We start from the raw sequence: 14,744 nt of genomic DNA, 5'->3' as shown, positions 1-14,744 counted from the left end.
GGAACACCGGGAGATGTTCCCATATACAAGATGATTAACTTGTTTATTGAACAACAGGAATACCCGACATTTGTAATTGCAATTTTTGATCTGGATAGTCAGTTAAACTGATAGCGAGTTCCTGAACATTATCTAGCAAAGCGGTAGAGATGGCAATAGTTCCAGTATAAGTTTGACTTCCTGGTGGTAGTTGACCAGGTAGAGAATCTACACTAGCACTTAAAGCTCGTCCCTGGTTATCAGTTACATTCAGGAAGCTGTAAAGAAACCGCACTGATTGATCACCTTCATTTTTGAGATTGACATTTAGCTGTAAAGAATTACTGCGGCGTTGGGTAGAGGTGATTTCCAGAGTTACACCCCCATCACGGCTAACAATAGGAAATACAACTTGGTTAGTGGTTTCCGGTTGCGCCTGATTCTCTTCTTCGGGTTTCTCCTGGGCTTGGGGTTGATCTGGGGGATCTGGATCAACACCCCCTGCTGCTATGCGTTTTTTGACTTGAGCGATAATATCTTCTTCTCTGAGTAGTTTAACTCCTTCTTGACGGGAAGATGAGTTATTAATGCGATCGGTAATGTTGCTGGGTCGCACGTCTGGCTGAGTGATTTCCTTGAGTGCATCACGACCGAGTTTATATCCTGTCGAAGAACTGAAGATACCCGCTCCAAACATCATAACCAGCAGTACAATTGTCATGATTACTGTTGAATTCAAGCTGATCTCCTGTGATACTATATATACTATGTGCGAGACGTTCAGGCATGAAATAGGGTTGTAATACCCAAAATAACCGCCTGGTGGGGACTCCAACCCCTCGGTTGGATATAAGGAGCGCACTCCTGACCATCCTCATAACTGTTTATATGTCCCGACGCTATGGTAGATAACTATTATAGCAAGGCAGGGAACTCAAGGTCATAAACCAACTGAGAAATCAGGGAGTAGAGAGTAACGGCGAAAGCCACCCCCAGTTTTGGGAATCATAACCCCAGGATTGAAGCGGGGAACGGAAGGCTCCGAGGTGTAACCCAACACCGGAATCGAGACCACTGCCAACCATCCATGATTAGGGAAACCAAATGTCCGGCTTGAACCATCGTAAATACAGAGTAGCGAAATAGGTTGACACGCTGCGATCAAAAGAGTAAGGAGAAAAAGTAGGAGGTTACCATTACTACCTACACAGACCTTTAAAAGTACCCCGGTGGAAAGGACAAATCTAACGATGGAATGCCCGTATAAACGGAACGTTTTAAGTCCTCCCGGACTCTAACTATCTGGTCGAGGTAGTTAGTAGTGACAAATGTAAGCGCAAGTCCTAGAGGATGTGAGATGTGACCAGAAGCCAACGCCCGGCTGTAATGGACGGGAAATGCTAACAGGTCACGGTTTGATTGTAAGAATAGAGTCTAGTAGGTTTACAAATGACGCAAGCGAGTTGAAAGAAAGGTTTTGAGAAATCAAAGCCAATCAAGACTACGAATAACGTATGGAAAGCTATCCCTTGGTCTCAGGTCCAGCGGAAAGTTTTTAAGATCCAAAAGAGGATATTTCAAGCAGCTAAATCGGGACAGGATGCGAAGGCAAGAAGGTGGCAACGTCTACTGGTGAAATCATATTATGCCCGGCTCCTAGCAGTGCGGCTGTAGGGGCGGGTTCCACGGTCAGCCATGCTTCCCAACAGTCAGCTTAATGAACCCGCCCCCCAAGCGGGTCAAGGCAAAAAGACAGCCGGTGTCGATAGAATGATAGTAATATCGCCAAAACAAAGGTTAATCTTAGCTGAGAATATTAAGGGAAATCTCAAAGCAAAACCCTACATGGTGCGTTACCAGAAAGTTTTTCGTTTCTCTGCCAAGTCTCTCAATGTAACGCACCCTACACGGGCGTGGATTCCCAAACCTGGAAGGGATGAAAAAAGCGGGAATGGGAATACCCACTATCCAAGATAGAGCTAGGCAAGCTTTGGTTAAGTCGGCACTCGAACCTGAATGGGAATCGAGATTTGAAGGCACAAGCTACGGGTTCCGTCCCGGACGGTCTGCCCAAGATGCAATAGCCAGAATATACCTAAGTATCAAACAGGGAAGTTATAGCACAAGACAGAAAAGTTAGGACGTATAATGGCAAGGATATCTACAGAAGACCCAAAAGGCCAGCCCCCTACAGTTACGACCTTAGACAAAAAGTTATCAATGCAATTGAACTATACGGTATGTCCAAAACCAAAGCCAGTCAATTTTTCCATCTCAGCCGGAACACTATCAATCTCTGGCTGCAAAGAAAAGAACACACCGGAGACTTCCTCCCTAAACCTAATCACCGACCTGGCAATAACCACCAAATTACCGACTGGCAAAAATTCAAGGCTTTTGCCCAAGAGCATGGCCACAAAACCTCCGCTCAAATGGCTGAACTTTGGGATGACGACATCTCTCCTGGCACCATATCCAGAGCCTTGAAGAAAATTGGCTTCACCAGAAAAAAAACTTACGGCTACCAAGAACGTGATCAGCAACAGCGAGAGGCGTTTATTGCTCAGATTCAACATATGGAGCCGGAAGGGTTGGTTTACCTCGATGAAGCTGGCATGAATAGTCAAGACTCGGATTATCCTTATGGTTACTGCGAGGAAGGACAACGCTTCCATACCCTCAAATCAGGGAAGAGGCAGGGCAGGGTGAGCTATATGGCCGCATGGTGTTATCAACAACTCTTAACTCCCTTTACCTTTGAGGGTTGTTGTAATCGGACAGTGTTTGAGTTGTAGTTGGAGTTTATCTTAATTCCAACATTGAAGCCAGGTCAGACTCTAGTATTGGACAATGCAACGTTTCATAAAGGGGGGCGGCAGGCTGAACTGGTGGAGGCAGCTCAATGCCGTTTACTCTATCTACCACCTTATTCGCCAGACCTCAACAAGATAGAGAAATGTTGGTCGTGGTTGAAAGCCCGCATTCGCCATTGCACGTGAGCAGTTTGATTCTCTCGATGATGCCATGGATTATGTTCTCAAGGCTGCGTCCTAACCGTATTGACTAGTGCTATACAAAGCAGGGGGTCGTAACCCTGTTCCCATGACAAAGGGGTGTCCACATCAGGAGCCCTATGAGGTGAAAGTCTCAAGTACGGTTGGGAATGGGAGTTGGGGAGGGTGACTTCCCTTTCGACCCCTACCCTTTTGAGGGTGAAGGATGCGACCAGAAGCCAAAGCCCAATTGTCATGGTGGGGATATGCCCACAGGTCGCGGTGTGGATATAGATACTGCGATTAGTAGGAGTATTATGACGAGAGCGAGTTTAAAGACTACGTGGTTGTATACAGCTCTGAAAGTTGAAGTTACAAAGCAGGGGGTCGTAACCCTGTTCCCATGACAAGGGGTGTCCACATCAGGAGCCGTGTGAGGTGAAAGTCTCAAGTACGGTTGGGAATGGGAGTTGGGGAGGGTGACTTCCCTTTCGACCCCTACCGACAATACTTTACCACATCTGATCTAATTGAAATAGACCACATTGTACCTCGAAGCCTTGGTGGAAAGGATGAATACAAAAACCTTCAATTATTACACCGCCACTGTCATGATGATAAGACGGCGCTAGATAACGCCAACGCTGTATCCTTAATAATGGAACAATCAGATTAGGAGCCGTATGAGGTGAAAGTCTCAAGTACGGTTTTGTATGGGAGGGGGAGATGGCGACATCTCTCTCGACCCCTACTTGTCAATGTCCTTAGCAGGTAATGGCCAATTAGGACTTTGGGTTTGAGTCTTGCATACTCTCGATGTGCTATGCTATCATAAACCACTAAGTGCGAGATGTTTAGGAGACCAAATAAGGCTGAGATGCCTGAAATAACCTCCTAGTGGGATTTCAACCCCTTGGTTGAATAAAAGAGGGCTGAAACTCTTTGAATATCCCATAACTATTTATGCGTCCCAACGTTTGGAGATGAGAATCCAAACTAGGCAGGGAACTCAGGGTCAATATACGGACTGTTTGAGGGAGTTATGACCCCAATATAGCAGAAAGTTGAGAGTAACGGCGGTAGCCACCCCCAATTTAACGATTCACACCCTTAGGTTGAAGCGGGGAACGGAAGGCGTAATGGAAAAACCTATTTCCTACTCGACCACTGCCAACTATCTATGATTAGGAAAACCGAATGTCTGGCTTGAACCATCGTAATTATGAAGCAGCGAAATAGGTTGACACGCTGCGTCCAAAAGGACAAGGGGAAAAAGAAGAGGTTTTAACAATCCATCTTCAAGATGTAGGATAATTTTGTGCTATACCTACACAGACCTTTAAAGTACCCCGGTGGAAAGGACGAATCTAAGGATAGAATGCCCACATAAATGGAACGTCGTAACCCCTCTTAGGCTCTCAGATGGCAGGATTTACCTGCGGAGTAGTGATAAGTGTAAGCGCAAGGTGCGAGACGTTCGGGTATGAAATAGGGCTGAAATGCCAGAAATCACTAGCCGGTGAGGATTCCAGCCCCGAGTTTGGATATAAGGAAACCTCTCCTGACCATCCTCATAACTGTTTATATGTCCCGACGCTTAGGGAACTAAGCAAGGCAGGGAACCCAAGGTCCTAAGCGAACTGAGAAATCACAGAGCAGAGGGTAACGGCGATAGCCACCCCTAGTTTTAGGACTCACAACCCTAGGACTAAAGCGGGGAACGGAAGGCTCCGAGGTGTAACCTAATACCGGAATCGAGACCACTGCCAACCATCCATGATTAAGGAAACTGAATGTCCGGCTTGAACCATGGTAATACATTAGCAGCGAAATAGGTTGACACGCTGCGCCCAAAAGGGCAAGGGGAAAAGTAGGGGGCTCATACGACTACCTGCACAGACTTTTAAAGTACCCCGGTTCTGAGGACAAATCTAACGATGGAATGCCCATATAAGCGGAACGTTGTAATCCCTCTAATGCTCTGCCTATAAACAAGTGAGTAATGCTATTGACAAGGCAGTAGTGAAAAATGTAAGCGCATGGTTAGAGGGTGAAGGATGTGACCAGAAGCTAAAGCCCAATTGTCATGGTTGGGATATGCCCAATTGTCACGGTGTGGATATAGATACTGCGATTATTAGGAGTATAGTGGCGAGAACGAGTTGAAAGACTACGTGGTGCATAAAGCTCTGAACATTGAAGTACGAAAGCAGGGGGTAGTAACCCTGTTCCGATGACAAAAGGGTATCCACATCAGGAGCCGTGTGATGGGAAACTATCAAGCAAGGTTTTGAATGGGAGGGGGTGAAGGTGACTTCACTCTCGACCCCTACCCCTGGAGGGTGAAGGATGCGACCATAAGCCAATGCCCATCTGTAATGGCTGGGATATGCCCACAGGTCGCGGTGTGGATATAGATACTGCGATTAGTAGGAGTATAATGGCGAGAGCGAGTTGAAAGACTACGTGGTGCATAAAGCTCCAAAAGTTGAAGTACGAAAGCAGGGGGTAGTAACTCTGTTCCTATGAAAAAGGGTGTCCACATCAGGAGCCGTGTGATGCGAAAGTATCAAGCACGGTTTTTAATGGGAGTTCGGGAAGGTGACTTCCCGTTCGACCCCTACCGATTTGTGCGCCCTTGGCCGATTGGGGAGGCAGCGAACTCATAATTCGCCTTCAGACTGGTTCGATTCCAGTAGGGCGCATTCCCGACAAGACTTTATCCTGACTACTATCGCGTGATATCGCTCAACCCGATATTCGTACCGTTACACTCAAAATGCACTCCATTCAGTCCTAGCACACGGGACAATTAGTGCATATCCCTTAGCAACAAATTTTAATTATTGACGGGTTAATCAATAAGCACAACTTAATCAATCTGTCAAATACCCATATCACCCCCCAGCAATTCTCATTTTGGCAAAAACCTGTTCAAGTCCCCGATTAGGGGTCGAGAATGGAGTCGCCTCCATCCCCTCCCATTCAGAACCGTGCGTGAAAGTTTCCCTTCACACGGCTCCTAGTTTGACTGCTCCATTGTTAAGGACACAGCGTTGGCCTTGTCAAGTGCCGTCTTATCGTCGCGGGTGTGGCGGTGTAATAGCTGAAGATTTTTGTATTCATCCTTTCCAGCGAGGCTTCGAGGTACAATGTGGTCTACTTCAATTAGGTCTGATGGGGTAAAGTATTGCCCACACCAGGTACACTTGCCTTTTTGCTTTTTGAGTAGTTTTGCTACCCTAATTGGCGTGTCGATTGCTTGTCCTTTTCTGGTTGCCCAGTAAGTCCAGTTTCCGTCGTATGGTGTTGCATCAGGGCGTATTGTGGTATGTCTGACAATCGGAGTCCAATTATGTTTCCATAGTTGAAATCCATCTTTAGTCTTGAATAACCAAGATTCATGTCTTTCTTTCCCATTGCTAAGTTTAACCGTTCCTTGTTGGAAGTAGTTTCCTAGCTTCTCGTAGTTTGCCTTTCTGCATCTTGATACTGTCCATGCCCGTAACATTAACCAGACTATGTTATCCAGTTTATTGAAGGTCTCAGATGAGACTACCCCTGAGTAGTAGTTTGACCATCCCTTTATACTTGGGTTTAGTTTGCTTATCAGAGCTGATTGGGGTGCTGTTTTATGTTGTTTTATTACACCCTTAATTACTTCTGTATGAGCTTTAACTGCTTTATTGCTGGGTTTGATGTGGGTTTTGAACCTTTTTTGACTTTTCCCAGATTTATATTTTCCTACCGGATATTGCCTAACATTGAATCCTAAAAAATCAAACCCAGGTTCCTCAGTCTTGCCGTTGTACTCAATGGGATTGAGTGTGTGGCAAATTCGAGTCTTTTCAGGTTTAATTTCTAGTCCTACAGGTTTTAGCCACTCGGAAATAGCAGTTTTGCACTGTTCAATGATTTCTAGTGATGGGGATATCACAACAAAGTCATCAGCGTATCTTATAACAGTAGCTTATGCTCTGTTTGCTTTCTTGGGATACATTGTTTTTATGAGCCTAACCATGCCCAACAGTGCGATGTTGGCGAGTATTGGACTTATTACCCCTCCTTGAGGTGTCCCTGATTCTGTATCCTCAAATACACCGTTGTCTAGCACCCCAGCTTTGAGCCATTGTTTCAGGTCTTTCTTTAGGTTGCTTGGACAATGAATTTTGGACAGTAGGTAATCATGGTTCACGGTAAGAGCATTTAGCTATGTCCGCATCCAGTATATAATAACCTCCTTTGTTTATACTTTGGTAGATTCTGGATATTGCATCGTGGGCTGACCGTCCGGGACGGAACCCATAGCTTGTGCTTTCAAATCTCGATTCCCATTCAGGTTCGAGAGCCGACTTAACCAAGGCTTGCCTTGCTCTATCTTGGATTGTGGGTATTCCTATTCCAGCTTTTTTCATCCCTTCCAGGTTTTGGTATCCACACCCGTCGCAGTGGTTTTGTTTTGAGGTTTCCCTTAATGCTCTCAACAAGCTCAAACCTTGGCCTTGGAGAGATGACTCTTACTCCATCGACTCCAGCCGTTTTCTTGCCTTGACCCGCTTGGGGGGCGGGTTTATTAAGCTGACTGTTGGTAAGCATGGCTGACCGTGGAACCCGCCCCTACAGCCGTACTGCTAAGAGTCGGGCATAATATGATTTCACCAATAGACGTTGCCACCTTCTAGCCTTTGCATCCTGTCCCGATTTAGCTGCTTGAAATATACTCTTTTGGAGCTTGAAAACTTTCCGTTGAACCTTAGTCCATGGGATGGCTTTCCATGCGTTGTTCGTAGTCTTGATTGGTTGTGGTCTCCCAAACCCTTTCTTTAAACTCGCTATCGCCATATATACACCTACTAGGCTCTATTTCTTTACAATCAAACCGTGACCCGTTAGCATATCCCTATCATTACAATAGGGCGTTGGCTTCTGGTCACATCTCACCCCCTAATAGGCTTTCGCTTACACTTTTCACTACTGACTCTCTCGACCAGATTATCAGAGCCTAAGAGGGGTTGCAACGTTCCGTTTATATGGGCATTCCATCTTTAGATTTGTCCTCTCCACCAGGGTACTTTTAAAGGTCTGTGTAGGTAGTTGTAACAGCCTCCTACTTTTCCCCTTACTCTTTTGAGCGCAGCGTATCAACCTGTTTCGCTGCTCTATACTGATGATGGTTCAAGTCAGACATTCGGCTCACGCCTAATCATAGATGGTTGGCAGTGGTCTTTGTTCTGGTGTTAGGTTACACCTCGGAGCCTTCCGTTCCCCGCTTCAATCTGACGGGTTGTGTATCCTGAAACTGGGGGTGGCTATCGCCGTTACTCTCTACGCCCTGATTTCTCAGTTTTGTTTATGACCTTGAGTTCCCTGCCTTGCTTCGATTTCTCCAAGCGTCGGGACATATAAACAGTTATGGGATGGTCAGGGTACGAGTCCCTTTTATTCCACCAAGGGGTGAAAGTACCACCAGGAGGTCATTGGTTCGATATAAGTGGTAACACTGAAAATCCCATAACTGTCTGTGTGTCCCGACGTTTGGCTTCGACAACCAAACAAGACAGGGAGACTCAAGGTCAAGACAGACCGCCTTTTATGAAGAGTTGTGGCTTCATAATAACACAAAGCGGAAAGTTGAGAGTAACGGCGGTAGCCACCCCAGCAATTCTCATTTTGGCGAAAACCTGTTCAAGTCCCCAGCATCCCTGTATCGTAATGACATCTAAGAAACCCAGGAGCGCCAGAGCCGTTGAAAAAGCCAGGTGGCTTTGAGACTCTAGTCGGTTCTTTCCGCCAGTGCTTGTCATCGCTACCGGACAAGCGCCGGGGTAAAAATCGCCGCTATGGAATGGAGGATGCCGCTTTAAGTGCGTTTAGTGTGTTTTTTACTCAAACTCCGTCGTTTCTGGCTTATCAACGTCTGATGGAGGGGAGTAAAGGCAAGAGCAATGCCCAAAGTCTGTTTGGAGTTCATCAAATTCCCTGTGATAACCAGATTCGGGACTTATTAGATGCCGTGTCCCCAGAGCACCTGTTTCCAGTGTTTGAGGATATCCTACAAGTCTTGGAAGCCCAGGGGCAGTTAGAAGACTTCCGTTGCCTAGGGGACAGTCTATTAGTCGCGTTGGATGGCACCGAATACTTCAGTTCCGACCAAATTCACTGTCCCCACTGTTCAACGCGCACCCAGAAGTCAGGAAAAACCCATTACTTCCATAGTGTTGTCACTCCAGTCATCGTCTGTCCGGGACAGAATCATGTGATTCCCTTAGTCCCCGAATTTATCGTGCCCCAAGATGGTCATGATAAGCAAGACTGTGAGAATGCCGCCGCCAAACGCTGGCTATCGAGGCAAGAACAATGCTTGAGGGCTTTGAATGTCACGGTTTGAGGGGATGACCTCTATTGCCACCAACCGTTGTGTCAGCAGTTTTTAGAGCAGCAACTTAACTTCATCGTCGTCTGTCGCCCCGAGTCTCATACTACCCTCTATGAACACCTAGAGGGCATCGAACTCCCGACCCTCACGACCAAGAAGTGGACTGGTAAAGTCGAGAAAACCTATACCTACCGCTATCTCAACGGAGTCCCCCTCAAAGATAGCGATGAGGCGCTGTTGGTTAACTGGTGCGAACTTACTGTCACCACCGCTGATGGCCAGGTAACCTATCACAACTCCTTGGCCACGAATTATCCTCTCAGCGATGAGAATGTAGCCGAGGTGGTTCGGGCCGGGCGGACTCGTTGGAAAGTTGAGAATGAGAACAACAACACTCTCAAGACCAAGGGCTACCATCTCGAACACAATTTTGGCCATGACAAGCAGCATCTTTCTTCCTTGCTCCGGACCATCAACATCCTCTCGCTGCTCTTCCACACCCTGCAGGAGTTGCTCGATAACAAGTACCAGTTGCTACGAGCGCACTTACCGAAGCGCCAAACCTTCTTTAATGATTTGCGCGCGCTTACCCAGACTGTACTTCGACAGTTGGGACCACCTTCTGACCTTTATGCTTGAGGGTCTCGAGTTAGACATCCCACCCGATAGCAGTTGAATTTCCAAAATGAGAATTGCTGTAGCCACCCCCAATTTTGGGATTCACACCCCAGGGTTGAAGCGGGTAACGGAAGGCGTAATAGAGGAACCTACCTCTCACTCGACCACTGCCAACCATCCATGATTAGGGAAACCGAATGTCCGGCTTGAACCATCGTAATACTCTAGTAGGGAAATAGGTTGACACGCTCCACTCAAAAGAGAATGGGGAAAAGAAGAGGTATGTATAGGCCATCTTAAACAACAATATATTTCGATATAGAGTTGCACAGACCTTTAAAGTACCCCGGTGGATAGGACGAATCTAAAGATGGAATGCCGGCATAGACGGAACGTTGTAACCCCTCTTAGACTCTGCCCATAAACAAGTGAGCAATATTACTCACGGCAGTAGTGATAAGTGTAAGCGTAAGGTGCGAGACGTTCGGGTATGAAATAGGGCTGAAATGCCAGAAATCACTAGCCGGTGAGGATTCCAGCCCCGAGTTTGGATATAAGGAAACCTCTCCTGACCATCCTCATAACTGTTTATATGTCCCGACGCTTAGGGAACTAAGCAAGGCAAGGAACCCAAGGTCCTAAGCGAACTGAGAAATCACAGAGCAGAGGGTAACGGCGATAGCCACCCCTAGTTTTAGGACTCACAACCCTAGGACTAAAGCGGGGAACGGAAGGCTCCGAGGTGTAACCTAATACCGGAATCGAGACCACTGCCAACCATCCATGATTAAGGAAACTGAATGTCCGGCTTGAACCATGGTAATACATTAGCAGCGAAATAGGTTGACACGCTGCGCCCAAAAGGGCAAGGGGAAAAGTAGGGGGCTCATACGACTACCTGCACAGACTTTTAAAGTACCCCGGTTCTGAGGACAAATCTAACGATGGAATGCCCATATAAGCGGAACGTTGTAACCCCTCTAATGCTCTGCCTATAAACAAGTGAGTAATGCTATTGACAAGGCAGTAGTGAAAAATGTAAGCGCATGGTTAGAGGGTGAAGGATGTGACCAGAAGCTAAAGCCCAATTGTCATGGTTGGGATATGCCCAATTGTCACGGTGTGGATATAGATACTGCGATTATTAGGAGTATAGTGGCGAGAACGAGTTGAAAGACTACGTGCTGCATAAAGCTCTGAATATTGAAGTACGAAAGCAGGGGGTAGTAACCCTGTTCCGATGACAAAAGGGTATCCACATCAGGAGCCGTGTGATGGGAAACTATCAAGCAAGGTTTTGAATGGGAGGGGGTGAAGGTGACTTCACTCTCGACCCCTACCCCTGGAGGGTGAAGGATGTGACCAGAAGCCAATGCCTAATTGTAATGATTAGAATATGCCCACAGGTCACGGTGTGGATATATAGCACCAGACAGGAAAGTTAGGACGTATAATGGAGAGGACGAGATGACTAAGAAGAGCAAAAATGCCAGCCCCCTATAGTTACGACCTCAGACAAAAAGTTATTGATGCAATTGAACTAGACGGTATGCCCAAAACAGAAGCCAGTCAAGTTTTCCATGTCAGCCGGAACACCATTAATCTCTGGCTGCAAAGAAAAGCACAGACCGGAGACTTCCTCCCTAAACCTAATCACCGACCTGGCAATAACCACAAAATTACCGACTGGCAAAAATTCAAGGCTTTTGCCCAAGAGCATGGCCACAAAACCTCCGCTCCAATGGCTGAACTTTGGGATGACGACATCTCTCCTCGCACCATATCCAGAGCCTTGAAGAAAATTGGCTTCACCAGAAAAAAAAACTTACGGCTACCAAGAACGTGATCAGCAACAGCGAGAGGAGTTTATTGCTCAGATTGAACATATGGAGCCACAAGAAGTGGTCTACCTCGATGAAGCCGGCATGAATAGTCAGGACTCGGATTACCCTTATGGTTACTGCGAGGAAGGAAAACGCTTCGATGCCCTCAAATCAGGGAAGAGGCAGGGCAGGGTGAGCTATATGGCCGCATGGTGTCATCAACAACTCTTAGCCCCCGATCGCTTTGAGGGTTGTTGTAATCGGACAGTGTTTGAGTTGTGGTTGGAGTTCATCTTAATTCCAACACTGAAGCCAGGTCAGACTCTAGTGCTAGACAATGCAACGTTTCATAAAGGGGGACGGATTCCTGAGCTAGTGGAGGCGGCTCAATGCCGTTTGCTCTATCTACCACCTTATTCGCCAGACCTCAACAAGATAGAGAAATGTTGGTCGTGGTTGAAAGCCCGCATTCGCCATTGCACGTGAGCAGTTTGATTCTCTCGATGATGCCATGGACTCCGTTCTCCCAGCTGCGTCCTAACCACCTTGACTAATGCTATACATAGATAGATTCGTGCTATTGCATCTTGGGCAGACCGTCCGGGACGGAACCCATAGCTTGTGCCTTCAAATCTCGATTCCCATTCAGGTTCAAGAGCCGATTTAACCAAAGCTTGCCTTGCTCTGTCTTGGATTGTAGGAATGCCTATTCCAGCTTTTTTCATCCCTACCAGGTTTTGGTATCCATACTCTCCTAAGTGCTTTTGCTTTGAGTTTTCTTTTAATGCTCTCAGCTAATTCAAACCTTTGTTTTGGAGATATTACTATCCTTCCATCGACACCGGCTGTCTTTTTGCCTTGACCCGCTTGGGGGGCGGGTTTATTAAGCTGACTGTTGGGAAGCATGGCTGACCGTGGAACCCGCCCCTACAGCCGCACTGCTAAGAGTCGGGCATAATATGATTTCACCAATAGACGTTGCCACCTTCTAACCTTTGCATCCTGTCCCGATTTAGCTGCTTGAAATATCCTCTTTTGGAGTTGGAAAACTTTCCGTTGAACTTTCGCCCATGGGATAGCCTTCCATGGGTTTTTCGTAGTCTTGATTGGTTTGGTTTTGCCAAAGCCTTTCTTTAAACTCGCCTGCGCCATGTAAGCTCCTACTTGGCTCTATTCTTGGCAATCAAACCGTAACCTGTCAGCATATCCCTACCATTACAGTCGAGCGATCGCAGTCGTGGCCATCGCCAATCCTGCCAGACTGATGAAAGTAAAAAGCAACGAAGTTTTAAGCTGGATGTAAGGTTTCATGGTAATTCATCTTGATAAATTTTAATCTAGCCATGAGCCACAGGAAACGCGAGTTAGGTGGGATGAGTAGAAGCGATAACTCCAGAAGCCTAACGATAGCAAATCGTATTTTGGTTTCGGCGAATGGTAAAACAGACTCCACCATCGCTAAAAACTTTATAGTCGCTAAGTTCACCATCAATTTCAGCTAAACCAAATCGAGACCAAACGCGATCGCGGGGTTCTCGGTTAATCGTCAGCACTTCGATTCCTGTCAGCACCCCATCGCTCCACCTCAGTTGAGACCCCACCCGGCGACCCGACTCATCATCAATTTGGTTGAGTTCACAAGAATCACGCAAGCGATTCTCGCCACTGGTGAACGTGCAACGAACGGTTATCCAGTTGGGATTTGCTTCGGCCACAAGAGGGGTGAATCCCAAGGTTGTCAGACTACTTAGTAAAATGAACGATCGCATCAGCCTCACCTTGAAAAAGAGTAGTTAGTGGTCAGTCCCATCTAGTCGTCAATCTCAATATCTTCTATTAGTCAATTCTAAATGAAGACATAATGATGTCCATGACTTCTAAATCAATGGGATCGATCTCTTCACCATGGTTTCCAGCCCGAATAACAATTATATATTGTCCATTCGGGTGAATTAGCCGTGCAGCTTGATGGCGATAAGGATAAATTGTTTGTACTGTATAAATCACAGCATCTTGTCCAGCAATTGTTGTAAAACTAGATTCTAGTATTTCACGTCCCGTGATACCAGATTCCGATTCCTCCCGGAAAATATCCCGGACATTACGGATATGTCTAGGACGAGGTTCAATACTAACAATGACATCAGAAATTGGTCCTGCTCCAATCATCCGGTTACGAATTGCACAGTCAATAAATTCCACATCAGTTGGGTTCCGAACCGCAATAGATAACCGTTGATGGGACCGCGAATCACGCTGAAGTTCAGTCCTGTAGTTAGCAGGAATCTCAAATCGCAAACCATATTCCTCGTTCGTGATTTCACGACGAGCTTGGGATGGCTGTTCTTGGTTATCATTAGAACAGGGAGCCGACTGTTGAGCCTGAGCTGGAGTCACGAAGATGAGACTGAGGCTCATCAGCGACAGGATTGTGGGTAGTTTTAAATAATCTCTCATGGCAACTTACTCTGAATGAATAACACGAGTCATCATTGACAAATTTTAACGCCAACAGACTGAATTATTATTGACATTGACACATCGGAACATTGGACCTCCATTACTCATCCGCCGGAGAGTCCGCTGGCTAAGTGGAGCCAACGTAGCCGCATCTCGAAAACCCCATTCTCCACAGACTCCATCAACCCCCACTTCTGGACAAGGACGCTCTCCTCGTCCCTGTACACCAAAGTTAATCACGGTACTGACACCATCTTCCCATTCTAGTTGGGTGAAACCACCGCCAGTCCATGAATAGCCGAAATAGGTGCAGCTTTGACGTTTTTCAAGCTGTCCATTCCTAAAAAATAAGCACTCTCCGCTTGTTGGTTCTAACTTTCCCGCATTTGTGTAAATTGTCCCGAAAAGCAAAGATAAAATAGGTAATGGAAAAATCAATTGTCGTATTTTCATTAGATTAATTTTTGATGGAGAGCAGAATAACAACAAAATTAG

14 protein-coding genes, 1 tRNA gene and 4 pseudogenes are annotated in these 14,744 nt (G+C 46.4%); 8 read left to right on the top strand and 11 right to left on the bottom strand.

Features of this window, described 5'->3' with window-relative positions; translation table 11 throughout:
- Positions 1–43 precede the first annotated feature (43 nt).
- Positions 44–700 (bottom strand): hypothetical protein, encoded by a 657-nt coding sequence (locus tag N39L_RS07175; RefSeq protein ID WP_006616623.1) that lies wholly within the window; start codon positions 698–700, stop codon positions 44–46.
- 773 nt (positions 701–1,473) lie between these two features.
- Here N39L_RS07175 and N39L_RS07170 point away from each other — a divergent pair.
- From N39L_RS07170 to N39L_RS07145, 6 genes and pseudogenes are all read left to right on the top strand, one after another.
- Entirely contained in the window at positions 1,474–1,653 is a 180-nt protein-coding gene (locus N39L_RS07170; RefSeq protein ID WP_231852263.1) for a reverse transcriptase N-terminal domain-containing protein, read from the top strand.
- Between the two features lie 21 nt (positions 1,654–1,674).
- Positions 1,675–1,956 (top strand): hypothetical protein, encoded by a 282-nt coding sequence (locus tag N39L_RS07165; RefSeq protein WP_014274759.1) that lies wholly within the window; start codon positions 1,675–1,677, stop codon positions 1,954–1,956.
- Positions 1,916–2,119, top strand: coding sequence for an RNA-dependent RNA polymerase family protein (locus N39L_RS07160; RefSeq protein ID WP_071941086.1), 204 nt, complete (start codon positions 1,916–1,918; stop codon positions 2,117–2,119). Before N39L_RS07165 ends, N39L_RS07160 begins: the two co-directional genes overlap by 41 nt.
- Positions 2,120–2,138: 19 nt before the next feature.
- A pseudogene (locus N39L_RS07155) lies at positions 2,139–3,033 on the top strand (IS630 family transposase).
- Between the two features lie 444 nt (positions 3,034–3,477).
- A pseudogene (locus tag N39L_RS07150) lies at positions 3,478–3,648 on the top strand (HNH endonuclease); the annotation flags it as partial.
- Positions 3,649–5,604: 1,956 nt separating this feature from the next.
- Positions 5,605–5,677 (top strand) — tRNA-Met (locus N39L_RS07145).
- A gap of 317 nt (positions 5,678–5,994) precedes the next feature.
- Here N39L_RS07145 and N39L_RS07140 read toward each other — a convergent pair.
- Genes N39L_RS07140 through N39L_RS07130 form a run of 5 tightly spaced genes read right to left on the bottom strand, consistent with a single transcriptional unit; the run spans position 5,995 to position 7,814 of the window.
- A complete protein-coding gene (locus N39L_RS07140) occupies positions 5,995–6,909 on the bottom strand; it encodes a group II intron reverse transcriptase (protein ID WP_014274754.1) in 915 nt (304 codons plus the stop codon).
- 33 nt (positions 6,910–6,942) lie between these two features.
- Complete coding sequence (locus tag N39L_RS33270) at positions 6,943–7,167, bottom strand: hypothetical protein (RefSeq protein ID WP_014274753.1); 225 nt, start codon at positions 7,165–7,167, stop codon at positions 6,943–6,945.
- A complete protein-coding gene (locus N39L_RS33265) occupies positions 7,157–7,387 on the bottom strand; it encodes a reverse transcriptase domain-containing protein (protein WP_014274752.1) in 231 nt (76 codons plus the stop codon). Before N39L_RS33265 ends, N39L_RS33270 begins: the two co-directional genes overlap by 11 nt.
- Positions 7,347–7,568 carry a hypothetical protein gene (locus N39L_RS07135; protein ID WP_014274751.1) on the bottom strand — a complete coding sequence of 74 codons (222 nt, stop codon included), beginning with the start codon at positions 7,566–7,568 and terminating at the stop codon, positions 7,347–7,349. Before N39L_RS07135 ends, N39L_RS33265 begins: the two co-directional genes overlap by 41 nt.
- Positions 7,569–7,589: 21 nt before the next feature.
- A complete protein-coding gene (locus N39L_RS07130; protein WP_014274750.1) occupies positions 7,590–7,814 on the bottom strand; it encodes a reverse transcriptase N-terminal domain-containing protein in 225 nt (74 codons plus the stop codon).
- 904 nt (positions 7,815–8,718) lie between these two features.
- On the opposite strand from N39L_RS07130, the pseudogene N39L_RS07125 reads away from it, so the two are divergent.
- A pseudogene (locus tag N39L_RS07125) lies at positions 8,719–9,987 on the top strand (ISNCY-like element ISAtsp9 family transposase).
- 1,465 nt (positions 9,988–11,452) lie between these two features.
- A pseudogene (locus N39L_RS07120) lies at positions 11,453–12,330 on the top strand (IS630 family transposase).
- 122 nt (positions 12,331–12,452) lie between these two features.
- Here the strand turns inward: N39L_RS07120 and N39L_RS07110 are convergent.
- The 5 genes from N39L_RS07110 to N39L_RS07090 form a co-directional block, all read right to left on the bottom strand.
- A complete protein-coding gene (locus tag N39L_RS07110) occupies positions 12,453–12,695 on the bottom strand; it encodes a hypothetical protein (protein WP_014274746.1) in 243 nt (80 codons plus the stop codon).
- A 21-nt stretch (positions 12,696–12,716) separates the two neighbouring features.
- The gene (locus N39L_RS07105; protein WP_014274745.1) at positions 12,717–12,941 is read right to left on the bottom strand and encodes a reverse transcriptase N-terminal domain-containing protein; all 225 of its coding nucleotides are present in this window, start codon (positions 12,939–12,941) and stop codon (positions 12,717–12,719) included.
- Positions 12,942–13,189: 248 nt separating this feature from the next.
- Positions 13,190–13,558: a hypothetical protein gene (locus N39L_RS07100; RefSeq protein ID WP_199318233.1), complete on the bottom strand. Its 369-nt coding sequence runs from the start codon at positions 13,556–13,558 to the stop codon at positions 13,190–13,192.
- A 67-nt stretch (positions 13,559–13,625) separates the two neighbouring features.
- On the bottom strand, positions 13,626–14,246 hold the full coding sequence (locus N39L_RS07095; protein ID WP_006616534.1) for a hypothetical protein: 621 nt from the start codon (positions 14,244–14,246) through the stop codon (positions 13,626–13,628).
- Positions 14,247–14,291: 45 nt separating this feature from the next.
- Positions 14,292–14,702, bottom strand: coding sequence for a hypothetical protein (locus tag N39L_RS07090; RefSeq protein WP_006616535.1), 411 nt, complete (start codon positions 14,700–14,702; stop codon positions 14,292–14,294).
- Positions 14,703–14,744 lie beyond the last annotated feature (42 nt).

This window comes from Limnospira platensis NIES-39 (assembly GCF_026000695.1).
GTDB lineage: Bacteria > Cyanobacteriota > Cyanobacteriia > Cyanobacteriales > Microcoleaceae > Limnospira > Limnospira platensis.
Note: the sequence above shows the minus strand (reverse complement) of the source record. Positions and strands in the feature narration are given on the sequence as shown.